The organism is Pseudomonas resinovorans NBRC 106553, from assembly GCF_000412695.1.
Lineage (GTDB): Bacteria > Pseudomonadota > Gammaproteobacteria > Pseudomonadales > Pseudomonadaceae > Metapseudomonas > Metapseudomonas resinovorans_A.
On record NC_021499.1, the window covers coordinates 664702 to 684856 of the forward strand.

The window sequence follows — 20155 nt, forward strand, 5'->3', positions numbered from 1 at the left end:
AAGCTGAGATGCAACTGAATGTAAATGGCGCTCAGGCTATCGAAGTCTCCGAGCGTACCTTTGGCGGTGAGTTCAACGAGACCCTGGTTCACCAGGCTGTCGTCGCCTACATGGCCGGTGGCCGTCAAGGCACTCGCGCGCAGAAGACCCGTTCCGAAGTTTCCGGTGGCGGCAAGAAACCGTGGCGTCAGAAGGGCACTGGTCGTGCTCGTGCTGGCACCATCCGCAGCCCCATCTGGCGCTCCGGTGGTACCACTTTCGCAGCCAAGCCTCAGGATCACTCCCAGAAGCTCAACAAGAAGATGTATCGCGCTGCCATGCGTTCCATCCTCGCCGAGCTGGTTCGTCAGGACCGTCTGATCGTGGTTGAAGACTTCGCTGTTGATGCCCCGAAAACCAAGGCCCTGCTGGGCAAGCTGGATGGTCTGGGTCTGACCGACGTGCTGATCGTTTCCGAAGCCGTTGATCAAAACCTGTACCTGGCTGCTCGCAACCTGCCGCACGTAGATGTTCGCGATGTGCAGGGTTCCGACCCGGTAAGCCTCATCGCCTACGACAAGGTGTTGATCACCGTGTCCGCCGTGAAGAAATTCGAGGAGCTGCTGGCATGAACCAGGAACGCGTATTCAAGGTGCTGGTTGGCCCGCACATCTCCGAGAAAGCCACGATGCTGGCAGACGGCAAGAGCCAATTCGTTTTCAAGGTTGCCACTGATGCAACCAAGCTGGAAATCAAGAAGGCCGTAGAAAGCCTGTTCAGCGTGAAAGTCGCTCGCGTCACTACCCTGAATGTCAAGGGTAAGACCAAGCGTACCGTTCGCGGTCTGGGCAAGCGTAACGACTGGAAAAAAGCGTACATCGCTCTCCAGCCGGGCCAAGATCTCGATTTCGCCAGCAGCGCTGAGTAAAGGGGTGCATCATGGCAATCGTTAAATGCAAACCGACCTCCGCTGGCCGCCGTTTCGTGGTCAAGGTGGTCAACCAGGAGCTGCACAAAGGCGCTCCTTACGCTCCGCTGGTCGAGAAAAAATCGAAATCCGGTGGTCGTAACAACAATGGCCGCATCACCACCCGCCACATCGGCGGTGGTCACAAGCAGCACTACCGTCTGGTCGACTTCCGTCGCAACAAGGATGGCATTCCTGCCACCGTTGAGCGCATCGAATACGACCCGAACCGTACTGCTCACATCGCTCTGCTGAAGTATGCCGACGGCGAACGTCGCTACATCATCGCGCCGAAAGGCGTGAGCGCTGGTGACCAGCTGATCTCCGGTGTCAACGCGCCGATCAAGGCCGGCAACACCCTGCCGCTGCGCAACATTCCGGTTGGTAGCACCGTTCACGGCATCGAACTCAAGCCCGGCAAAGGCGCGCAAATCGCCCGTTCCGCTGGTGCTTCCGTTCAGCTCGTTGCTCGTGAAGGCGCCTACGTGACCCTGCGTCTGCGCTCCGGCGAAATGCGTAAAGTACTGGCTGAGTGCCGTGCGACCCTGGGCGAAGTCTCGAACTCCGAGCACAGCCTGCGTTCGCTGGGTAAAGCTGGTGCCAAGCGCTGGCGTGGTGTTCGCCCGACCGTTCGCGGCGTGGCGATGAACCCGGTAGACCACCCGCATGGTGGTGGTGAAGGTCGTACCTCTGGTGGCCGTCATCCGGTGTCTCCGTGGGGCTTCCCGACCAAGGGTGCGAAGACCCGCGCGAACAAGCGCACCGACAACATGATCGTCCGTCGCCGTAAATAACTGAGGATACGACAGTGCCGCGTTCTCTGAAAAAAGGTCCTTTTATCGATCTTCACCTACTGAAGAAGATCGAAGTGGCGGTGGAAAAGAACGATCGCAAGCCGGTGAAAACCTGGTCGCGCCGCTCCATCGTACTTCCGCAAATGGTCGGCCTGACCATCGCGGTTCATAACGGTCGTCAACACGTCCCGGTCCTCGTGAACGAAGACATGGTCGGCCACAAACTGGGCGAGTTCGCCGCTACCCGCACCTATCGCGGTCATGCAGCGGACAAGAAAGCCAAGCGTTAAGGGGTAAGGAACGATGGAAGTAGCCGCTAAGCTGTCGGGCGCTCGAATCTCCGCCCAGAAAGCCCGCTTGGTCGCCGACCAGATCCGCGGGAAGAAGGTGGGCGAAGCGCTCAACCTGTTGACTTTCAGCAGCAAGAAAGCCGCTGAAATCATGAAGAAAGTGCTGGAGTCGGCCGTAGCCAACGCCGAGCACAACGAAGGCGCTGATGTGGATGACCTGAAGGTCTCCACCGTCTTCGTCAACGAAGGGCGTTCGCTGAAGCGAATCATGCCGCGCGCCAAAGGCCGTGCTGATCGCATCGTCAAGCGGTCTTGCCATATCACTGTCAAGGTTGCGGACAAGTAACGGAGTCGATCAGATGGGTCAGAAAGTACATCCCACTGGCATTCGCCTGGGTATCGTCAAGGAGCACACCTCCGTTTGGTATGCAGATAAGCGCACTTATGCCGACTATCTGTTTGCCGACCTGAAGGTGCGTGAGTACCTCCAAGACAAACTAAAAAGCGCGTCCGTAAGCCGTATCGATATTCATCGCCCGGCTCAAACCGCACGCATCACCATCCACACCGCTCGTCCCGGCATCGTGATCGGCAAGAAAGGTGAAGATGTTGAGAAGCTGCGCCAGGACCTGACCAAGCAAATGGGTGTGCCTGTGCACATCAACATCGAAGAGATCCGCAAGCCGGAGCTCGACGGTATGCTGGTTGCGCAGAGCGTAGCTCAGCAGCTGGAGCGTCGCGTAATGTTCCGCCGCGCCATGAAGCGCGCTGTACAAAACGCCATGCGCATTGGTGCCAAAGGCATCAAGATCCAGGTAAGCGGTCGTCTTGGTGGCGCTGAAATCGCCCGTACCGAATGGTATCGCGAAGGTCGTGTGCCCCTGCACACCCTGCGCGCCGACATCGACTACGCAACCTACGAAGCGCACACCACCTACGGTGTGATCGGTGTGAAGGTTTGGATCTTCAAAGGCGAGGTCATTGGTGGCCGCCAGGAAGAGCTGAAACCGCAAGCGCCCGCTCCTCGTAAAAAAGCTGCTAAGTAAGGGGTACGCCAAATGCTGCAACCAAAGCGTACGAAGTTCCGCAAGCAGATGACCGGCCACAACCGTGGTCTGGCTCAGCGCGGTAGCAAGGTCAGCTTCGGCGAGTTCGCGCTGAAGGCTACTGGCCGTGGTCGTCTCACTGCTCGTCAGATCGAGGCCGCACGTCGTGCTCTCACCCGTCACGTAAAGCGTGGCGGCAAGATCTGGATCCGTGTGTTCCCTGACAAGCCCGTTACCAAAAAGCCCCTGGAAGTACGTATGGGTAAAGGTAAGGGCGGCGTCGAGTACTGGGTAGCCCAGATTCAACCGGGCAAGGTCCTGTACGAGATCGAGGGTGTTTCCGAAGAGCTGGCGCGTGAGGCATTCGCCCTGGCTGCTGCAAAGCTGCCGCTCGCCACCTCCTTTGTTAAGCGGACGGTGATGTGATGAAAGCGAATGAACTTCGTGAAAAATCCGTACAGCAGCTGAACGAGCAACTGCTCGGCCTGCTGCGCGACCAGTTCAATCTGCGTATGCAGAAGGCAACTGGCCAGTTGGGGCAGTCTCACCTGCTCTCGCAAGTGAAGCGCGACATCGCTCGCGTGAAAACTGTGCTCAACCAGCAAGCAGGTAAGTAATCATGGCTGAAGCTCAGAAAACCGTCCGCACGCTGACCGGCCGCGTCGTCAGCGACAAGATGGACAAGACCATCACCGTTCTGATCGAGCGTCGCGTAAAGCACCCGATCTACGGTAAATACGTGAAGCGCTCGACCAAGCTGCACGCTCACGACGAAACCAACCAGTGCCGCATCGGCGACAAGGTCACCATCCGTGAGACCCGTCCGCTGGCAAAGACCAAGTCCTGGTCCCTGGTGGAAGTCGTTGAACGTGCCGTGGAAGTCTAAGGACTAAGGGTCGGAGAAAGATATGATTCAGACTCAATCCATGCTCGAGGTCGCTGACAACAGCGGTGCTCGTCGCGTTATGTGCATCAAGGTCCTTGGTGGTTCGCACCGTCGTTACGCTGGTATCGGTGACATCATCAAAGTGACCGTGAAAGAAGCGATTCCGCGTGGCAAGGTGAAGAAAGGCCAGGTAATGACCGCTGTTGTGGTCCGTACCAAGCATGGCGTTCGTCGCCCTGACGGCTCGATCATCCGCTTCGACGGCAACGCCGCCGTCCTGCTGAACAACAAGCAGGAGCCGATCGGCACCCGTATCTTCGGGCCCGTGACCCGTGAACTGCGTTCCGAGAAGTTCATGAAGATCGTCTCGCTCGCCCCCGAAGTGCTGTAAGGAGAAGCCGTCATGCAAAAGATTCGTCGTGACGACGAGATCATCGTCATCGCCGGCAAGGACAAGGGCAAGCGTGGCAAGGTGCTGAAGGTTCTCGCCGACAGCCGTGTGCTGATCAGCGGTGTAAACCTGATCAAGCGCCACACCAAGCCGAACCCCATGGCCGGTGTCCAGGGCGGTATCGTCGAGCGGGAGGCGCCTATGCACCTCTCCAACGTTGCCATCTTCAATGCCGAAACCAACAAGGCTGATCGCGTTGGTTTCAAGGTAGAAGAAGGTAAGAAAATTCGTGTCTTCAAGTCGACCCAAAAGCCGGTTGATGCTTGAGAATTGCTAGGTAGATAACCATGGCACGACTGAAACAGATTTACCGGAACGAAATCGCTCCCAAGCTGAAGGATGAACTTCAGCTTGCCAACGTGATGGAAGTTCCGCGCATCACCAAGATCACCCTGAACATGGGTCTGGGCGAAGCCATCGGTGACAAGAAAGTCATCGAGCACGCTGTAGCCGATCTTGAGAAGATCACTGGCCAGAAAGCCATCGTGACTTACGCCCGCAAATCCATTGCAGGCTTCAAGGTTCGCGAGGGCTGGCCGATCGGCATCAAGGTAACCCTGCGCCGTGATCGTATGTATGAGTTCCTGGATCGTCTCCTGTCGATCTCCCTGCCGCGCGTGCGTGACTTCCGCGGCCTGAATGCCAAGTCCTTCGACGGTCGTGGCAACTACAGCATGGGCGTGAAAGAGCAGATCATCTTCCCGGAAATCGATTACGACAAAATCGATGCGCTGCGCGGTCTGGACATCACCCTGACCACCACCGCCCGTACGGATGAAGAAGGTCGTGCCCTGCTGCGCGCCTTCAACTTCCCGTTCCGCAACTGATTGGAGTAGGAACATGGCCAAAATGAGCATGAAAAACCGTGAGCTGAAGCGTCAGCAAACGGTTGCTAAGTTCGCTAAGAAGCGCGCTGAGCTCAAAGCTACCATCGCCAACCCGAACTCCACTCCGGAAGCTCGTTGGGAAGCCCAGGTAGCCCTGCAGAAGCAGCCCCGTGACGCCAGCGCCTCGCGCCTGCGTAACCGCTGCCGCATCACCGGTCGTCCGCACGGCGTTTACCGCAAGTTCGGCCTCGGCCGTAACAAGCTGCGTGAAGCTGCCATGCGCGGTGATGTACCCGGCCTGGTGAAAGCCAGCTGGTAATGATCTCCGGCTAGGTCGGCTTCGGTCGGCCAAGCCCGGGTCATCTGAATCAAGCCCCTTTTGGGGCTTGATTCGTTTCTGGAGTATCTCTAGAATGTCCGGCTCGCCCGGGCCTGGCATTAGTCCGTCCAGTGCCTGCGTGTGTGACTCTAGCCGCAAGGCTATTTCTTTTTGTATCAGGAGCAACTAGCCCATGAGTATGCAGGACCCGTTAGCGGACATGCTAACTCGTATCCGTAATGCCCAGATGGCTGAAAAGTCTGTCGTAAGCATGCCGTCCTCCAAGCTGAAGGTGGCAGTAGCCAGCGTTCTGAAGAACGAAGGTTACATCACGGGATACCAAGTCAGCAGCGACATCAAGCCTCTGCTGTCTATCGAGCTGAAGTACTTCGAAGGCCGTCCGGTAATCGAAGAGCTGAAGCGCGTTAGCCGTCCTGGCCTGCGCCAGTACAAGTCCGTCGATCAGCTGCCGAAAGTACGTGGCGGCCTGGGCGTTTCGATTGTCTCCACCAACAAAGGTGTTATGACTGATCGTGCCGCTCGCGCTGCTGGTGTTGGTGGCGAAGTGCTTTGCACTGTGTTCTAAGGGGGTTGAAGCATGTCTCGCGTTGCTAAGAACCCCGTCAAGCTGCCCGCTGGCGTCGAAGTCAAGATCGCCGGTCAGCAGCTCTCGGTGAAGGGTGCCAAGGGCGCTCTGGAACTGAAAGTGCATTCGTCCGTGGAAGTCCTGGAGGAATCCGGTGAGCTGCGTTTCGCTGCTCGCAATGGTGACCAGCAGAACAAGGCCATGGCCGGTACCACCCGTGCGTTGGTTAACAACATGGTGATCGGCGTCAGCCAAGGCTTCGAGCGCAAGCTCCAGCTGGTCGGCGTTGGTTACAAGGCTCAGGCCAAAGGTCAAGTGCTGTCCCTGGCCCTCGGCTTCTCGCATCCGGTGGAATACGAACTGCCGCAAGGCATCACCGCTGAAACCCCCAGCCAGACCGATATCCTGATCAAGGGCATCGACAAGCAGCTGGTTGGTCAAGTGGCCGCTGAGATCCGCGACTTCCGTCCGCCAGAGCCTTACAAAGGCAAGGGTGTACGTTACGCCGACGAAGTCGTCCGTCGTAAAGAAGCTAAGAAGAAGTAGGGCATAGCAAATGAGCGTAAAGAAAGAAACTCGTCTGCGTCGCGCTCGCAAGGCACGCCTGAAAATGCGCGAGCTGGAAGCCGTACGCCTCTGCGTGTACCGCTCTTCCCAGCACATCTACGCCCAGGTCATTTCGGCCGACGGCGCCAAGGTCCTGGCAAGCGCCTCGACCCTGGACAAAGAACTGCGTGACAGTGCCACCGGCAACGTCGACGCGGCCAAGAAGGTTGGTCAGCTGGTCGCCGAGCGTGCGAAAGCCGCTGGCGTCACTCAGGTGGCGTTCGATCGTTCTGGCTTCAAGTACCACGGCCGCGTCAAGGCGCTGGCTGATGCTGCTCGTGAAGGCGGGCTGGAGTTCTAAGTTATGGCAAATAACGAGCAAAAGCGCGACGAAGGCTACATCGAGAAGCTGGTTCAGGTTAACCGCGTTGCCAAAACCGTAAAAGGTGGTCGCATCTTCACCTTCACCGCGCTGACTGTAGTTGGCGACGGTAAAGGTCGTGTTGGCTTCGGCCGCGGCAAGTCCCGCGAAGTGCCGGCTGCCATCCAGAAGGCGATGGAAGCTGCTCGCCGCAACATGATCCAGGTTGACCTGGATGGCACCACTCTGCAGTACCCGATCAAGTCCGCTCACGGCGCCTCCAAGGTGTTCATGCAGCCGGCTTCCGAAGGTACCGGTATCATCGCCGGCGGCGCCATGCGCGCCGTTCTGGAAGTGGCTGGTGTGCAGAACGTTCTGGCCAAGTGCTACGGTTCCACCAATCCGGTGAACGTGGTTTACGCCACCTTCAAGGGCCTGAAGAACATGCAGTCCCCTGAGTCGGTAGCGGCCAAGCGTGGTAAGAGCGTCGAGGAGATTCTCTAATCATGGCAACTGTCAAAGTAACGCTGATCAAGAGCGTTAACGGCCGTCTGGCTAACCATAAGGCTTGCGTCAAGGGTCTCGGCCTGCGTCGCATTGGTCACACCGTCGAAGTTCAGGACACTCCTGAAAACCGCGGCATGATCAACAAGGCTTACTACCTTCTGCGTGTCGAGGGTTAATCCATGAAACTGAACGATCTGCGTTCCGCGCCGGGTGCCCGTCGCGAAAAGCACCGTCCGGGCCGTGGCATCGGTAGCGGTTTGGGTAAGACTGGTGGCCGTGGTCACAAAGGTCAAACCTCCCGCTCCGGTGGCACCATTGCTCCGGGCTTTGAAGGCGGTCAGCAGCCGCTGCACCGTCGTCTGCCGAAGTTCGGCTTCGTCTCTCTGAAAGCCATGGATCGCGCCGAAGTGCGTACTTCCGAGCTGGCCAAGGTTGAAGGCGATGTCGTAACCCTGCAGGCGCTGAAGGATGCCAACGTGATTAACCAGAACGTACAGCGTGTGAAAATCATGCTGTCCGGCGACGTTACTCGCGCGGTCACCCTGAAAGGTATCGCCGCCACCAAAGGTGCGCGTGCGGCTATCGAAGCAGCTGGCGGTAAGTTCGAGGACTAAATGGCTAAGCAAGGTGCTCTCTCCGCGCTCAGCAATGGCGGGTTGTCCGAGCTCTGGGCTCGACTGCGTTTCCTGTTCCTGGCGATCATCGTCTACCGGATCGGCGCGCACATCCCAGTGCCCGGTATCAACCCTGACCGGCTGGCCGAGCTGTTCCGGCAGAACGAGGGGACCATTCTTAGCCTGTTCAACATGTTTTCCGGCGGCGCGCTGGAGCGCATGAGCATTTTCGCATTGGGGATCATGCCGTACATCTCGGCGTCGATCATCATGCAGCTCATGACCGCGATCAGCCCGCAGCTGGAGCAGTTGAAGAAGGAAGGTGAAGCTGGCCGTCGCAAGATCAGCCAGTACACCCGCTACGGCACTGTAGTCCTGGCACTGGTTCAAGCCATCGGCATGTCCGTTGGCCTGGCTAGCCAGGGCGTCGCTTTCTCGTCTGATTTCGGCTTCTACTTCGTGGCTGTCACCACCTTCGTGGCTGGTGCAATGTTCATGATGTGGTTGGGTGAGCAGATCACTGAGCGCGGTGTCGGCAACGGTATCTCGATGCTGATTTTTGCTGGCATCGTGGCCGGTCTGCCGAGGGCTATCGGGCAGTCTTTCGAGTCTGCACGTCAGGGCGATATCAACATCTTCGCTCTGGTTGCCATCGGCCTGTTGGCAGTGGCGATCATCGGTTTCGTGGTGTTCATTGAGCGTGGCCAGCGTCGCATTGCGGTGCACTACGCCAAGCGTCAGCAGGGCCGCAAGGTCTTCGCTGCGCAGACCAGCCACCTGCCGTTGAAAGTGAACATGGCCGGCGTTATCCCGGCTATCTTCGCCAGCAGCATCCTGCTGTTCCCGGCCTCGCTGGGAGCCTGGTTTGGTCAGTCCGAAAGCATGGGCTGGCTGCAAGACCTGTCGCAGGCTATCGCCCCTGGTCAACCGTTGAACATTCTGCTGTTTAGTGCAGGGATCGTTTTCTTCTGCTTCTTCTACACAGCGCTGATGTTCAACCCGAAAGACGTGGCGGAGAACCTGAAGAAGTCCGGTGCCTTTATTCCGGGCATCCGTCCGGGTGAGCAGTCTGCACGCTATATCGATGGCGTACTGACCCGCTTGACCATGTTCGGTGCTCTGTACATGACGGCTGTTTGCCTGCTGCCCCAGTTCCTGGTGGTTGCAGCGAATGTACCGTTCTACCTTGGCGGGACCTCGTTGCTGATCGTGGTAGTGGTTGTGATGGACTTTATGGCCCAAGTACAATCCCACCTCGTTTCGCACCAGTACGAATCCCTGATGAAGAAAGCCAACCTGAAGGGCTACGGCAGCGGCATGCTCCGCTGACCAGTTCCGTAAGGTTCTAGGAGTTACTGATGAAAGTTCGTGCATCGGTGAAAAAGCTGTGCCGCAACTGCAAGATCGTTCGTCGCGAAGGCGTCGTTCGTGTGATCTGCAGCGCGGAACCGCGTCACAAGCAGCGCCAAGGCTGAGTGTGATTCACGCGTTATGAGCCCGGCAGCTAGTGCGCTGCCGGGTTGATTATTTGTTTCTACAGCGCTAATATCTCGCGCCCTTTTCTTGGCTTCCGGGGCGTAGGTAGCTGTCAACTGGAGTTTCACTGAATGGCCCGTATTGCAGGCGTCAACATTCCAGATAACAAGCACACTGTTATCTCGCTGACCTACATCTACGGTGTTGGTCGCACCACTGCGCAGACCATCTGCGCTGCCACCGGCGTTAACCCGGCGGCAAAGATCAAGGATCTCTCTGACGAGCAGATCGAACAGCTGCGTGGCGAAGTTGCAAAAATCACCACTGAAGGTGACCTGCGTCGCGAAATCAACATGAACATCAAGCGTCTGATGGACCTGGGTTGCTACCGCGGCCTGCGTCACCGTCGTGGCCTGCCGGTTCATGGTCAGCGTACCAAGACCAACGCGCGTACCCGTAAGGGCCCGCGTAAGCCGATCCGCAAGTAATTGCGCCCGCGAATCGACAGGAATTAAGTCATGGCTAAGCCTGCTGCTCGTCCTCGTAAGAAAGTCAAAAAGACAGTGGTGGATGGGATCGCCCACATCCACGCTTCTTTCAACAACACCATCGTGACCATCACTGATCGTCAAGGTAACGCCCTGTCCTGGGCTACCTCCGGTGGTTCCGGTTTCCGCGGTTCCCGTAAGAGCACCCCGTTCGCTGCCCAGGTTGCAGCCGAGCGTGCCGGTCAGGCTGCTCTGGAATACGGCCTGAAGAACCTCGACGTAAACGTCAAGGGCCCGGGTCCGGGTCGCGAATCCGCTGTGCGTGCACTGAACGCCTGCGGCTACAAGATCGCCAGCATCACCGACGTGACGCCTATCCCGCATAACGGGTGCCGTCCGCCGAAGAAGCGTCGCGTGTAAAAGGAGACAGTGAGAAATGGCTCGTTACATTGGTCCCAAATGCAAACTGTCCCGTCGTGAAGGTACCGACCTCTTCCTGAAGAGTGGTGCTCGCGCGCTCGAATCCAAGTGCAACATCGAATCGGCTCCTGGCCAGCACGGCGCCCGCCGCGGCCGTCTGTCCGATTACGGCACCCAGCTGCGTGAAAAGCAGAAAGTGCGCCGTATCTACGGCGTCCTGGAGCGCCAGTTCGGTAACTACTACAAAGAAGCTGCTGGCCGTAAAGGCGCTACCGGCGAAAACCTGCTGCAACTCCTCGAGTGCCGCCTGGACAACGTCGTATACCGCATGGGCTTCGGCGCTACTCGTTCCGAGTCCCGTCAGCTGGTTTCCCACAAGGCCATCAGCGTGAACGGTCAGACCGTGAACGTCCCGTCCTACCAGGTTAAAGCTGGTGATGTGGTTGCCATTCGCGAGAAGTCGAAGAACCAACTGCGTATCTCCCAGGCCCTCGAACTGTGCGCCCAGCGTGGCCGCGTTGAGTGGGTCGAGGTAGACGCAGAGAAGAAGTCCGGCGTGTTCAAGAGCGTGCCGGCTCGCAGCGATCTGTCCGCCGACATCAACGAAAACCTGATTGTCGAGCTCTACTCCAAGTAAGGGCTAGAAAATAGGTGCATCCATGCAGAGTTCGGTAAATGAGTTCCTGACCCCCCGCCACATTGATGTGCAGGTGGTCAGTCCGACCCGCGCCAAGATTACGCTCGAGCCTCTCGAGCGTGGTTTCGGCCATACCCTGGGCAACGCGCTGCGTCGCATCCTGTTGTCCTCCATGCCTGGCTGTGCAGTAGTCGAGGCCGAAATCGACGGCGTACTCCATGAGTACAGCGCCATCGAGGGTGTTCAGGAAGATGTCATCGAGATCCTCCTGAACCTCAAAGGCCTGGCTGTCAAGCTGCATGGCCGTGACGAAGTAACGCTGAGCCTTTCGAAGAAAGGCCCGGGCGTGGTCACTGCTGCCGATATTCAGCTGGATCATGATGTCGAAATCGTCAACGGCGACCACGTTATCGCCAACATGGCGGACAACGGCGTCCTGAACATGAAGCTCAAGGTGTCCCGCGGTCGTGGCTACGAGCCCGCCGACGCGCGCCAGAGCGACGAAGACGAGAGCCGCAGCATTGGTCGTCTGCAGCTCGACGCCTCGTTCAGCCCCGTTCGTCGTGTTGCCTACGTGGTCGAAAACGCCCGTGTTGAGCAGCGCACCAACCTGGACAAGCTGGTCATCGATCTGGAAACCAACGGTACCCTGGACCCTGAAGAGGCCATCCGTCGTGCCGCTACCATCCTGCAACACCAACTGGCTGCGTTCGTCGACCTGAAGGGCGACAGCGAGCCGGTAGTGGTCGAGCAGGAAGATGAGATCGACCCGATCCTGCTGCGTCCTGTTGATGACCTCGAGCTGACCGTACGCTCGGCCAACTGCCTGAAGGCGGAGAACATCTACTACATCGGTGATCTGATCCAGCGCACCGAAGTAGAGCTGTTGAAGACTCCGAACCTGGGCAAGAAGTCCCTGACCGAGATCAAGGACGTCCTGGCCTCCCGTGGTTTGTCTCTCGGCATGCGCCTCGACAACTGGCCGCCGGCAAGTCTCAAGAAGGACGACAAGGCGACTGCCTGATCGTCGTAATCACCGAACGTACAAGTTTGGTAAGGAATTGAACCATGCGTCATCGTAAAAGTGGCCGTCACCTGAGCCGCACCAGCGCACACCGCAAGGCCATGTTCCAGAACATGGCAGTGTCGCTGTTCGAGCACGAACTGATCAAAACCACCCTGCCCAAAGCCAAGGAACTGCGTCGCGTTGCCGAGCCGCTGATCACCCTGGCCAAGGAAGACAGCGTAGCCAACCGTCGTCTGGCCTTCGACCGCACTCGTTCGAAAGCCATCGTTGGCAAACTGTTCAACGATCTGGGCAAGCGCTACGCCAACCGTCAGGGCGGCTACCTGCGCATCCTGAAGTGCGGTTTCCGCGCTGGCGACAACGCTCCCATGGCTTACGTCGAGCTGGTTGACCGTCCGGTCGCTGGTGAAGTCGAAGCTGCTGCCGAGTAAGTCGGTCGTTGCATGAAAAGCCGGGCCTAGCGCCCGGTTTTTTTATGCTCGGATGCTTCTCATCGCCTTGCCCTCATTACCTTTCTTAATGGGGGCGGCCGTTCTCGCTACCGCCTTCCCAGAGCCCTCTCCAACCCTTGAACCGCTCTGAAACGGCGTTTCCAGCAGTCGATTGCCGCGCCTTTGCTAAGAGATAAAAACTATCGATTGATTGATTTTCATAAATTGGCCCTTCTTTGGAACGCGGTCTAGTCTTATCCAATCGTTGGCCGCCGGTAGTGGGCCGACTCGATGAGGAGAAGGAGAGAACAATGTCGAATCAAGGCAAGTGTCCGTTCAACCACGTCGCCGGCGGCGGCACCACCAACCGTGATTGGTGGCCCAACCAGCTGCGTGTTGACCTGCTCAACCAGCATTCGGACAGGTCTAATCCGCTCGGCGAGAAGTTCAACTATGCCAAGGAATTCAGCAAGCTCGACTACAAGGCCCTGAAGGCCGACCTGGTCAAGCTGATGACCGACTCCCAGGATTGGTGGCCGGCCGACTTCGGCCACTACGGCCCGCAAATGATCCGCATGGCCTGGCATGCCACCGGCACCTACCGTACCACTGATGGTCGTGGGGGTGGCGGTCGTGGCCAACAGCGTTTCGCGCCGCTGAACTCCTGGCCGGACAACGTCAACATCGACAAGACCCGTCGCCTGCTGTGGCCGATCAAGCAGAAGTACGGCCAGCAAATCTCCTGGGCCGACCTGCTCGTACTGGCCGGCAACGTGGCTCTGGAATCCATGGGCTTCCGTACCTTCGGCTTTGGAGCCGGTCGTGAAGACGTATGGGAACCGGACATGGACGTGAACTGGGGTGCCGAAATCGCCTGGCTCGGTGTCGACCCCGAGCGAGTCACCGGCGACCGCGAGCTGACCGCTCCCTTCGGTGCCACCCACATGGGCCTGATCTACGTGAACCCCGAAGGGCCCAATGCCAGCGGCGACTTCATGCTGGCGGCCAAGGATATCCGCGCCACCTTCGGCCGCATGGCCATGGATGACGAAGAAACCGTGGCCTTGATCGCTGGTGGCCACACCTTCGGCAAGACCCACGGTGCCGCACCCGAATCCCACAAGGGTCCGGAGCCCGAGGGCGCGCCGATCGAAGCCCAGGGCCTGGGCTGGATTAGCGATTTCGGCAGCGGCCACGGCAAGGACACGGTCTCCAGCGGCCTCGAAGTGACCTGGACCAAGACCCCGGCCCTGTGGAGCAACAACTTCTTCGAGAACCTGTTCAAGTTCGAGTGGGAGCTGACCACCTCGCCAGCCGGTGCCAAGCAGTGGGAAGCCAAGGATGCGCCGGAGATCATTCCCGACGCGCACATCCAGGGCAAGTTCCACAAACCCACCATGCTCACCACCGACCTGACCCTGCGTTTCGATCCCGAGTTCGGCAAGATTTCCGAGCGTTTCCTGAACGATCCGCAGTCCTTTGCCGATGCCTTTGCGCGTGCCTGGTACAAGCTGACCCACCGCGACATGGGGCCCAAGGCGCGTTACCTGGGCCCGGAAGTACCGAAGGAAGACCTTATCTGGCAAGACCCGCTGCCGGCTCCCAGCCACAATCCCACTCCCGGCGATATCGCCGATATCAAGGCGAAGATCGCGGCCTCCGGTCTTTCGGTGGGTGACCTGGTTTCCGTGGCCTGGGCTTCGGCTTCCACCTTCCGTGGTGGCGACAAGCGTGGCGGTGCCAACGGTGCCCGCCTGGCTCTCGCGCCGCAGAAGGACTGGCCCGTCAACCAGCGTGCGATCAAGGCGCTGCCCAAGCTGGTGGAGATCCAGAAAGCCTCCGGCAAGGCGTCCCTGGCCGATGTGATCGTGCTGGCCGGCAACGTGGGCATCGAACTGGCCGCCAAGGCTGCCGGTGTGAGCGTCGATGTGCCCTTCGCTCCGGGCCGGGTGGATGCCCGTCAGGACCAGACCGATGTCGAGACCTTCGATGTGCTCGAGCCGGTCGCGGACGGCTTCCGCAACTACAGCAAGGGCAAGCTCGGCGTTCCTACCGAGGCGATGTTGGTGGACAAGGCGCAACTCCTGACCCTTACCGCACCGGAGTTGGTGGTGCTGGTGGGCGGGCTTCGTGCCCTGGGCGCCAACTACGACGATAGCCGCCATGGCGTGTTGACCGACAAGGCCGGGGTGCTCACCAACGACTTCTTCGTCAACCTGCTGAGCATGGCGACCGAATGGAAGCCTGTGGATGCCGATGGCGAGGTGTTCGAAGCCCGGGATCGCAAGACGGGCGAAGTGAAGTACACCGGCACCCGTAACGATCTGGTTCTCGGCTCCAACTCGGTACTGCGCTCTTATGCCGAGGTCTATGCCAGCGCCGACGCCAAGCAGAAGTTCGTCAACGACTTCGTTGCGGCCTGGACCAAGGTGATGAATCTGGACCGCTTCGACATCGCTTGAGAGGGACCGCGCCTGCCGTGAGGCAGGCGCGGGCAACAAGAAAAAGCCCCGCATTTGCGGGGCTTTTTTGTCAGGCTCTGTCTCGTTCCAGCAGCGGCTTGAGGAAGTGCCCGGTGTGGGATTGCGGCATGGCGGCCACTTCTTCCGGCGTGCCGGTGGCGATGATCTGGCCGCCCTTGGAACCGCCTTCCGGGCCCAGGTCCACCAGCCAGTCGGCGGTCTTGATCACATCCAGGTTGTGCTCGATCACGACCACTGTGTTGCCGTGGTCGCGCAACCGGTGGAGCACGTCCAGCAGTTGCTGGATATCCGCGAAGTGCAGGCCGGTGGTGGGCTCGTCGAGGATGTACAGGGTCTTGCCGGTGTCGCGCTTGGACAGCTCGCGGGACAGTTTCACCCGCTGCGCCTCGCCCCCCGAAAGGGTGGTGGCCGACTGGCCCAGGCGGATATAGGACAGGCCCACGTCCATCAAGGTCTGCAGCTTGCGGGCAATGGCCGGCACCGCGTCGAAGAAGCCGCGGGCTTCTTCGATGGTCATCTCCAGCACTTCGTGGATGTTCTTGCCCTTGTAGCGGATATCCAGGGTCTCGCGGTTGTAGCGCTTGCCCTTGCAGACGTCGCAGGGGACGTAGATATCCGGCAGGAAGTGCATCTCCACCTTGATCACGCCGTCGCCCTGGCAGGCCTCGCAGCGCCCCCCCTTCACGTTGAAGGAGAAGCGTCCAGGCCCGTAGCCGCGCGAGCGGGACTCCGGCACGCCGGCGAACAGCTCGCGGATCGGCGTGAACAGCCCGGTGTAGGTCGCCGGGTTGGAACGCGGGGTCCGACCGATCGGGCTCTGGTCGATGTCCACCACCTTGTCCAGGTGCTGCAGGCCGTCGAAGCTCTCGTGGGCCGAGGCCTCCAGGGAGGTGGCGCCGTTCAGTGCGGTGGCGGTGATGGGGAACAGGGTGTTGTTGATCAGGGTCGACTTGCCCGAGCCGGAGACGCCGGTCACGCAGGTCAGCAGGCCCACCGGGATCTCCAGGTTCACCTGCTGCAGGTTGTTGCCGCTGGCGCCCTTGAGCTTGAGGGACTTCTTCTTGTCGCGCGGGGTGCGCTGGGCGGGTACCTCGATCTTCACCCGGCCGGACAGGTACTTGCCGGTGAGCGAGTCGGGGTGCGCCATCACCTCCTCCGGGGTGCCCTCGGCGACGATCTGGCCGCCATGCACGCCGGCGCCCGGGCCGATGTCCACCACGTAGTCGGCCAGGCGAATGGCGTCCTCGTCGTGCTCCACCACTATCACCGTGTTGCCCAGGTTGCGCAGGTGGGTGAGGGTGGCCAGCAGGCGTTCGTTGTCCCGTTGGTGCAGGCCGATGGAGGGCTCGTCGAGGATGTACATCACCCCCACCAGGCCGGCGCCGATCTGGCTGGCCAGGCGAATACGCTGGGCCTCGCCGCCGGACAGGGTGTCGGCGCTGCGGTCCAGGGTCAGGTAGTCGAGGCCGACGTTGACCAGGAACTGCAGGCGCTCGCGGATTTCCTTGAGGATCTTCTCGGCGATCTCGCCGCGCCGACCGGTGAGGGTCAGGACGCCGAAATAGTCCGCCGCATCGCCCACGGGCAGGCCGGTGACCGCCGGCAGGGTCTTGTCGCCCACCCAGACATGGCGCGCCTCGCGGCGCAGGCGGGTGCCACGGCAGTCGGGGCAGGGCTGGGTGCTGAGGAACTTGGCCAGCTCTTCGCGCACGGTGGCCGACTCGGTCTCGCGGTAGCGCCGCTCCAGGTTGGGGATGATCCCCTCGAAGGGATGGGAGCGCTTGACGATGTCGCCACGGTCATTGAGGTAGCGGAAGTCCACATCCTCGCGGCCGCTGCCGAACAGCACGGCCTTCTGGTCCTCGGCGGAGAGTTCGTCGAAGGGCTTTTCCAGGCTGAAACCGTAGTGCGCGGCCAGGGAACCGAGCATCTGGAAGTAATAGACGTTGCGCCGGTCCCAGCCGCGGATGGCGCCTTCGGCCAGGGTCAGTTCGCCGTGGACCAGGCGCTTGGCGTCGAAGAACTGCTTCACCCCGAGGCCGTCGCAGGTGGGGCAGGCGCCGGCCGGATTGTTGAAGGAGAACAGCTTGGGTTCCAGCTCGCTGATGGAGTGGCCGCAATGGGGGCAGGCGAAGCGCGCGGAGAAGATGATCTCCTCGCCCGGCTCGTCATCCATGGGCGCCACCAGGGCGATGCCGTCCGCCAGGTTGATGGCCGTCTCGAAGGATTCCGCCAGGCGCTGCTGCAGGTCTTCGCGGACCTTGAAGCGGTCGACGACGACGTCGATGGAGTGCTTCTTCTGCTTGTCCAGCTTGGGCAGTTCATCCAGTTCGTAGAGCTTGCCGTCCACCCGTGCCCGGACGAAGCCCTGGGCGCGCAGTTCCTCGAACACCGCCAGGTGCTCGCCCTTGCGCTCGCGGATCACCGGGGCCAGCAGCATCAGCTTGCGGCCTTCGGGCATGGCCAGCACCTGGTCGACCATCTGGCTGACGGTCTGGGCTTCCAGCGGCACATCGTGATCCGGGCAGCGCGGCGTGCCGACGCGGGCGTAGAGCAGGCGAAGGTAGTCGTAGATCTCGGTGATGGTGCCGACGGTGGAACGCGGGTTGTGGGAGGTGGACTTCTGCTCGATGGAAATGGCCGGCGACAAGCCCTCGATGGTGTCTACATCGGGCTTTTCCATCATCGACAGGAACTGCCTGGCGTAAGCCGAGAGCGACTCCACGTAGCGGCGTTGGCCTTCGGCGTAGAGGGTGTCGAAGGCCAGCGAAGACTTGCCGGACCCCGACAGGCCGGTGATGACGATCAGCTTGTCGCGGGGCAGGGTGAGGTCGACGTTCTTCAGGTTGTGGGTACGCGCCCCACGGATCAGGATCTTGTCCACATCGGCCTCGATTGGCGGGCGGAAACCCGCGATTATACGGCCCGCGGCCTGGGCGCGGCAAAGCGTCACAAGCGTGTCGCAATCCGCCGGGACTGCTAGAATGCGCGGCATTTTTCGGGCACCGGCGGCAGCCGGGCACCCAGGAGCGGGTGGCCAGCCAGACAGGGGCGCATGACGCAGGCCCCGATCGTTCTCCCTTGAGGCACCTATGCACGATTCCCACTCTGAACGCATGAGCGGCAGCGAAACGCGCGCGGCCAGCGGCCTGGCCCTGGTGTTCGCCTTCCGCATGCTCGGCATGTTCATGGTACTGCCGGTCCTGGCCACCTACGGCCAGGATCTCGCGGGCGCCACCCCGGCCCTGATCGGCCTGGCCATCGGCGCCTATGGCCTGACCCAGGCCGTGCTGCAGATTCCCTTCGGGATCATTTCCGACCGCATCGGCCGGCTGCCGGTGATCTACATCGGCCTCTTGATCTTCGCCGCCGGCGCCGCCCTGGCGGCCAACGCCGACTCCATCTGGGGGGTGATCGCCGGCCGGGTGCTGCAGGGCGCCGGGGCCATTTCCGCCGCGGTGATGGCGCTGCTCTCCGACCTCACCCGCGAACAGCACCGCACCAAGGCCATGGCCATGATCGGCATGAGCATCGGCGTGTCCTTCGCCGTGGCCATGGTGGTCGGCCCGCTGCTGACCCGCGCCTTCGGCCTCTCCGGGCTGTTCTGGGCCACCGCCATCATGGCGCTGCTGGGTATCGTCATAGTCGCCGCCATGGTGCCGCGGGCCTCCCATCCGCTGCAGCACCGCGAATCCGGGGTGGCGCGCCAGGCGTTGCTGCCAACCCTGAAGCACCCCGACCTGCTGCGCCTGGACTTCGGCATCCTCGCCCTGCACGCGATCCTCATGGCCAGCTTCGTCGCCCTGCCGCTGGCGCTGGTGGAAAAGGCCGGCCTGCCCAAGGAAGAGCACTGGTGGGTCTACCTCACGGCCCTGTTGGTGGGCTTCTTCGGCATGGTGCCGTTCATCATCTATGGCGAGAAGAAACGCCAGATGAAGAAGGTCCTGGTCGGCGCCGTCGCGGTGCTTTTCCTCTGCGAACTGTTCTTCTGGCAGTTCGGCAACAGCCTGCGCGCCCTGGTGTTCGGCACCATCCTCTTCTTCACCGCGTTCAACCTGCTGGAAGCCTCGCTGCCGTCGCTGATCAGCAAGGTCGCCCCGGCCGGCGGCAAGGGCACGGCCATGGGTGTGTACTCCACCAGCCAGTTCCTCGGCGCGGCGCTGGGCGGCATTCTCGGCGGCTGGCTGTACCAGCATGGCGGCCTGTCTACGGTGTTCGTCGGTTGTGCCGTGGTCTGTGCAATTTGGCTGGCCATTGCTGTTACTATGCGTGAACCTCCGTACGTAACCAGCCTGCGCCTCCCGCTCAGTGCAGCGGCCGTGGCCGATACCGGGCTGGTTACGCGTATGTTGGCAATGCCCGGAGTGGCAGACGCCGTCGTGGTGGCCGAAGAGGCGGCCATCTACATCAAAGTGGATTCTGAAAAACTGGACCGCACGTCCCTGGAGAGCCTGATCGAATCGGCCCCGGAACGTGCTGAAGCCTAGGAGAACGTCATGGCCCGTGGGGTTAACAAAGTCATTCTGGTTGGTAACGTCGGTGGTGATCCGGAAACCCGCTACCTGCCCAACGGCAACGCGGTGACCAACGTCACCCTGGCCACCAGCGAGTCCTGGAAGGACAAGCAGACCGGCCAGCAGCAGGAACGCACCGAATGGCACCGCGTGGTGTTCTTCGGCCGCCTCGCCGAAATCGCCGGTGAGTACCTGCGCAAGGGCTCGCAAGTGTATGTCGAAGGTTCCCTGCGCACCCGCGAGTGGGAAAAGGACGGCGTGAAGCGCTACACCACCGAGATCGTGGTCGACATCAACGGCCAGATGCAGCTCCTCGGCGGCCGTCCCGGCAGCGAAGGCGACGCCCCGCGTGCCCCGCGCCCGCAGCGCGAGCCGCAGCAGTCCGCTCCGCAGCAGCAGCGTCCGGCCCCGCAGCCTGCCGCCCAGCCGGCTCCGGACTACGACAGCTTCGACGACGACATCCCGTTCTGAGTCGAATCGCGTAAGCGGACAAACAAAGGCGCAGC

Annotated in this window: 30 protein-coding genes; 29 read left to right on the forward strand and 1 reads right to left on the reverse strand. The window is 60.7% G+C overall.

Annotated elements, in window-relative coordinates; genetic code table 11:
- Positions 1-8: 8 nt before the first annotated feature.
- From rplD to katG, 27 genes are all read left to right on the forward strand, one after another.
- Positions 9-611, forward strand: a complete 603-nt coding sequence (gene rplD, locus PCA10_RS02980; RefSeq protein ID WP_016490532.1) for a 50S ribosomal protein L4 — start codon at positions 9-11, stop codon at positions 609-611.
- On the forward strand, positions 608-907 hold the full coding sequence (gene rplW / locus PCA10_RS02985) for a 50S ribosomal protein L23 (protein WP_016490533.1): 300 nt from the start codon (positions 608-610) through the stop codon (positions 905-907). The genes rplD and rplW overlap by 4 nt, the downstream gene beginning before the upstream one ends.
- A gap of 11 nt (positions 908-918) precedes the next feature.
- Positions 919-1740, forward strand: coding sequence for a 50S ribosomal protein L2 (rplB, locus tag PCA10_RS02990; RefSeq protein WP_016490534.1), 822 nt, complete (start codon positions 919-921; stop codon positions 1738-1740).
- A 14-nt stretch (positions 1741-1754) separates the two neighbouring features.
- Positions 1755-2030: a 30S ribosomal protein S19 gene (gene rpsS, locus PCA10_RS02995; RefSeq protein ID WP_016490535.1), complete on the forward strand. Its 276-nt coding sequence runs from the start codon at positions 1755-1757 to the stop codon at positions 2028-2030.
- 13 nt (positions 2031-2043) lie between these two features.
- On the forward strand, positions 2044-2376 hold the full coding sequence (gene rplV, locus PCA10_RS03000; RefSeq protein ID WP_007161246.1) for a 50S ribosomal protein L22: 333 nt from the start codon (positions 2044-2046) through the stop codon (positions 2374-2376).
- Positions 2377-2389: 13 nt separating this feature from the next.
- The gene (gene rpsC / locus PCA10_RS03005; RefSeq protein ID WP_016490536.1) at positions 2390-3076 is read left to right on the forward strand and encodes a 30S ribosomal protein S3; all 687 of its coding nucleotides are present in this window, start codon (positions 2390-2392) and stop codon (positions 3074-3076) included.
- Positions 3077-3088: 12 nt separating this feature from the next.
- Positions 3089-3502 (forward strand): 50S ribosomal protein L16, encoded by a 414-nt coding sequence (rplP, locus tag PCA10_RS03010; protein WP_016490537.1) that lies wholly within the window; start codon positions 3089-3091, stop codon positions 3500-3502.
- Positions 3502-3693: a 50S ribosomal protein L29 gene (gene rpmC, locus PCA10_RS03015; RefSeq protein WP_016490538.1), complete on the forward strand. Its 192-nt coding sequence runs from the start codon at positions 3502-3504 to the stop codon at positions 3691-3693. Before rplP ends, rpmC begins: the two co-directional genes overlap by 1 nt.
- Positions 3694-3695: 2 nt before the next feature.
- A complete protein-coding gene (gene rpsQ / locus PCA10_RS03020) occupies positions 3696-3962 on the forward strand; it encodes a 30S ribosomal protein S17 (RefSeq protein WP_003448733.1) in 267 nt (88 codons plus the stop codon).
- 22 nt (positions 3963-3984) lie between these two features.
- Positions 3985-4353: a 50S ribosomal protein L14 gene (rplN, locus tag PCA10_RS03025; RefSeq protein WP_016490539.1), complete on the forward strand. Its 369-nt coding sequence runs from the start codon at positions 3985-3987 to the stop codon at positions 4351-4353.
- A gap of 12 nt (positions 4354-4365) precedes the next feature.
- Positions 4366-4680, forward strand: a complete 315-nt coding sequence (rplX, locus tag PCA10_RS03030; RefSeq protein WP_016490540.1) for a 50S ribosomal protein L24 — start codon at positions 4366-4368, stop codon at positions 4678-4680.
- Between the two features lie 20 nt (positions 4681-4700).
- A complete protein-coding gene (rplE, locus tag PCA10_RS03035) occupies positions 4701-5240 on the forward strand; it encodes a 50S ribosomal protein L5 (RefSeq protein ID WP_016490541.1) in 540 nt (179 codons plus the stop codon).
- A 13-nt stretch (positions 5241-5253) separates the two neighbouring features.
- Complete coding sequence (rpsN, locus tag PCA10_RS03040) at positions 5254-5559, forward strand: 30S ribosomal protein S14 (protein ID WP_016490542.1); 306 nt, start codon at positions 5254-5256, stop codon at positions 5557-5559.
- A gap of 193 nt (positions 5560-5752) precedes the next feature.
- Positions 5753-6145 (forward strand): 30S ribosomal protein S8, encoded by a 393-nt coding sequence (gene rpsH, locus PCA10_RS03045; protein ID WP_016490543.1) that lies wholly within the window; start codon positions 5753-5755, stop codon positions 6143-6145.
- Positions 6146-6157: 12 nt separating this feature from the next.
- Positions 6158-6691 (forward strand): 50S ribosomal protein L6, encoded by a 534-nt coding sequence (rplF, locus tag PCA10_RS03050; protein WP_016490544.1) that lies wholly within the window; start codon positions 6158-6160, stop codon positions 6689-6691.
- Between the two features lie 10 nt (positions 6692-6701).
- On the forward strand, positions 6702-7052 hold the full coding sequence (gene rplR, locus PCA10_RS03055) for a 50S ribosomal protein L18 (RefSeq protein WP_003448744.1): 351 nt from the start codon (positions 6702-6704) through the stop codon (positions 7050-7052).
- 3 nt (positions 7053-7055) lie between these two features.
- Positions 7056-7556, forward strand: coding sequence for a 30S ribosomal protein S5 (gene rpsE, locus PCA10_RS03060; protein WP_003448746.1), 501 nt, complete (start codon positions 7056-7058; stop codon positions 7554-7556).
- Positions 7557-7558: 2 nt separating this feature from the next.
- Entirely contained in the window at positions 7559-7735 is a 177-nt protein-coding gene (gene rpmD / locus PCA10_RS03065) for a 50S ribosomal protein L30 (RefSeq protein WP_016490545.1), read from the forward strand.
- Positions 7736-7738: 3 nt separating this feature from the next.
- Entirely contained in the window at positions 7739-8173 is a 435-nt protein-coding gene (rplO, locus tag PCA10_RS03070) for a 50S ribosomal protein L15 (protein ID WP_016490546.1), read from the forward strand.
- The gene (gene secY, locus PCA10_RS03075; RefSeq protein WP_016490547.1) at positions 8174-9502 is read left to right on the forward strand and encodes a preprotein translocase subunit SecY; all 1329 of its coding nucleotides are present in this window, start codon (positions 8174-8176) and stop codon (positions 9500-9502) included.
- Between the two features lie 29 nt (positions 9503-9531).
- Positions 9532-9648 carry a 50S ribosomal protein L36 gene (gene rpmJ, locus PCA10_RS03080; RefSeq protein ID WP_014854209.1) on the forward strand — a complete coding sequence of 39 codons (117 nt, stop codon included), beginning with the start codon at positions 9532-9534 and terminating at the stop codon, positions 9646-9648.
- A gap of 132 nt (positions 9649-9780) precedes the next feature.
- On the forward strand, positions 9781-10137 hold the full coding sequence (rpsM, locus tag PCA10_RS03085) for a 30S ribosomal protein S13 (RefSeq protein WP_016490548.1): 357 nt from the start codon (positions 9781-9783) through the stop codon (positions 10135-10137).
- A 30-nt stretch (positions 10138-10167) separates the two neighbouring features.
- Positions 10168-10557, forward strand: a complete 390-nt coding sequence (gene rpsK / locus PCA10_RS03090; RefSeq protein WP_003093689.1) for a 30S ribosomal protein S11 — start codon at positions 10168-10170, stop codon at positions 10555-10557.
- Positions 10558-10573: 16 nt separating this feature from the next.
- Positions 10574-11194, forward strand: coding sequence for a 30S ribosomal protein S4 (rpsD, locus tag PCA10_RS03095; RefSeq protein ID WP_016490549.1), 621 nt, complete (start codon positions 10574-10576; stop codon positions 11192-11194).
- Positions 11195-11216: 22 nt separating this feature from the next.
- Positions 11217-12218, forward strand: coding sequence for a DNA-directed RNA polymerase subunit alpha (locus PCA10_RS03100; RefSeq protein WP_016490550.1), 1002 nt, complete (start codon positions 11217-11219; stop codon positions 12216-12218).
- Positions 12219-12262: 44 nt separating this feature from the next.
- Complete coding sequence (rplQ, locus tag PCA10_RS03105) at positions 12263-12652, forward strand: 50S ribosomal protein L17 (protein WP_016490551.1); 390 nt, start codon at positions 12263-12265, stop codon at positions 12650-12652.
- Positions 12653-12963: 311 nt separating this feature from the next.
- On the forward strand, positions 12964-15114 hold the full coding sequence (gene katG, locus PCA10_RS03110) for a catalase/peroxidase HPI (RefSeq protein ID WP_016490552.1): 2151 nt from the start codon (positions 12964-12966) through the stop codon (positions 15112-15114).
- A gap of 70 nt (positions 15115-15184) precedes the next feature.
- On the opposite strand, the gene uvrA is transcribed toward katG, so the two are convergent.
- Complete coding sequence (uvrA, locus tag PCA10_RS03115; protein ID WP_016490553.1) at positions 15185-18019, reverse strand: excinuclease ABC subunit UvrA; 2835 nt, start codon at positions 18017-18019, stop codon at positions 15185-15187.
- A 208-nt stretch (positions 18020-18227) separates the two neighbouring features.
- Here uvrA and PCA10_RS03120 point away from each other — a divergent pair, with 208 nt between their 5' ends.
- Positions 18228-19622: an MFS transporter gene (locus PCA10_RS03120; RefSeq protein WP_016490554.1), complete on the forward strand. Its 1395-nt coding sequence runs from the start codon at positions 18228-18230 to the stop codon at positions 19620-19622.
- Between the two features lie 9 nt (positions 19623-19631).
- The gene (locus tag PCA10_RS03125; protein WP_016490555.1) at positions 19632-20120 is read left to right on the forward strand and encodes a single-stranded DNA-binding protein; all 489 of its coding nucleotides are present in this window, start codon (positions 19632-19634) and stop codon (positions 20118-20120) included.
- Positions 20121-20155 lie beyond the last annotated feature (35 nt).

Excerpts from the sequence above, each read along its gene's own strand:
- rplD (WP_016490532.1), top strand. The coding sequence starts at position 9 with ATGCAACTGAATGTAAATGGCGCTCAGGCTATCGAAGTCTCCGAGCGT.
- rplW (WP_016490533.1), top strand. The coding sequence starts at position 608 with ATGAACCAGGAACGCGTATTCAAGGTGCTGGTTGGCCCGCACATCTCC.
- rplB (WP_016490534.1), top strand. The coding sequence starts at position 919 with ATGGCAATCGTTAAATGCAAACCGACCTCCGCTGGCCGCCGTTTCGTG.
- rplV (WP_007161246.1), top strand. The coding sequence starts at position 2,044 with ATGGAAGTAGCCGCTAAGCTGTCGGGCGCTCGAATCTCCGCCCAGAAA.
- rpsC (WP_016490536.1), top strand. The coding sequence starts at position 2,390 with ATGGGTCAGAAAGTACATCCCACTGGCATTCGCCTGGGTATCGTCAAG.
- rplP (WP_016490537.1), top strand. The coding sequence starts at position 3,089 with ATGCTGCAACCAAAGCGTACGAAGTTCCGCAAGCAGATGACCGGCCAC.
- rpmC (WP_016490538.1), top strand. The coding sequence starts at position 3,502 with ATGAAAGCGAATGAACTTCGTGAAAAATCCGTACAGCAGCTGAACGAG.
- rpsQ (WP_003448733.1), top strand. The coding sequence starts at position 3,696 with ATGGCTGAAGCTCAGAAAACCGTCCGCACGCTGACCGGCCGCGTCGTC.
- rplN (WP_016490539.1), top strand. The coding sequence starts at position 3,985 with ATGATTCAGACTCAATCCATGCTCGAGGTCGCTGACAACAGCGGTGCT.
- rplX (WP_016490540.1), top strand. The coding sequence starts at position 4,366 with ATGCAAAAGATTCGTCGTGACGACGAGATCATCGTCATCGCCGGCAAG.
- rplE (WP_016490541.1), top strand. The coding sequence starts at position 4,701 with ATGGCACGACTGAAACAGATTTACCGGAACGAAATCGCTCCCAAGCTG.
- rpsN (WP_016490542.1), top strand. The coding sequence starts at position 5,254 with ATGGCCAAAATGAGCATGAAAAACCGTGAGCTGAAGCGTCAGCAAACG.
- rpsH (WP_016490543.1), top strand. The coding sequence starts at position 5,753 with ATGAGTATGCAGGACCCGTTAGCGGACATGCTAACTCGTATCCGTAAT.
- rplF (WP_016490544.1), top strand. The coding sequence starts at position 6,158 with ATGTCTCGCGTTGCTAAGAACCCCGTCAAGCTGCCCGCTGGCGTCGAA.
- rplR (WP_003448744.1), top strand. The coding sequence starts at position 6,702 with ATGAGCGTAAAGAAAGAAACTCGTCTGCGTCGCGCTCGCAAGGCACGC.
- rpsE (WP_003448746.1), top strand. The coding sequence starts at position 7,056 with ATGGCAAATAACGAGCAAAAGCGCGACGAAGGCTACATCGAGAAGCTG.
- rpmD (WP_016490545.1), top strand. The coding sequence starts at position 7,559 with ATGGCAACTGTCAAAGTAACGCTGATCAAGAGCGTTAACGGCCGTCTG.
- rplO (WP_016490546.1), top strand. The coding sequence starts at position 7,739 with ATGAAACTGAACGATCTGCGTTCCGCGCCGGGTGCCCGTCGCGAAAAG.
- secY (WP_016490547.1), top strand. The coding sequence starts at position 8,174 with ATGGCTAAGCAAGGTGCTCTCTCCGCGCTCAGCAATGGCGGGTTGTCC.
- rpmJ (WP_014854209.1), top strand. The coding sequence starts at position 9,532 with ATGAAAGTTCGTGCATCGGTGAAAAAGCTGTGCCGCAACTGCAAGATC.
- rpsM (WP_016490548.1), top strand. The coding sequence starts at position 9,781 with ATGGCCCGTATTGCAGGCGTCAACATTCCAGATAACAAGCACACTGTT.
- rpsK (WP_003093689.1), top strand. The coding sequence starts at position 10,168 with ATGGCTAAGCCTGCTGCTCGTCCTCGTAAGAAAGTCAAAAAGACAGTG.
- rpsD (WP_016490549.1), top strand. The coding sequence starts at position 10,574 with ATGGCTCGTTACATTGGTCCCAAATGCAAACTGTCCCGTCGTGAAGGT.
- PCA10_RS03100 (WP_016490550.1), top strand. The coding sequence starts at position 11,217 with ATGCAGAGTTCGGTAAATGAGTTCCTGACCCCCCGCCACATTGATGTG.
- rplQ (WP_016490551.1), top strand. The coding sequence starts at position 12,263 with ATGCGTCATCGTAAAAGTGGCCGTCACCTGAGCCGCACCAGCGCACAC.
- katG (WP_016490552.1), top strand. The coding sequence starts at position 12,964 with ATGTCGAATCAAGGCAAGTGTCCGTTCAACCACGTCGCCGGCGGCGGC.
- PCA10_RS03120 (WP_016490554.1), top strand. The coding sequence starts at position 18,228 with ATGCACGATTCCCACTCTGAACGCATGAGCGGCAGCGAAACGCGCGCG.
- PCA10_RS03125 (WP_016490555.1), top strand. The coding sequence starts at position 19,632 with ATGGCCCGTGGGGTTAACAAAGTCATTCTGGTTGGTAACGTCGGTGGT.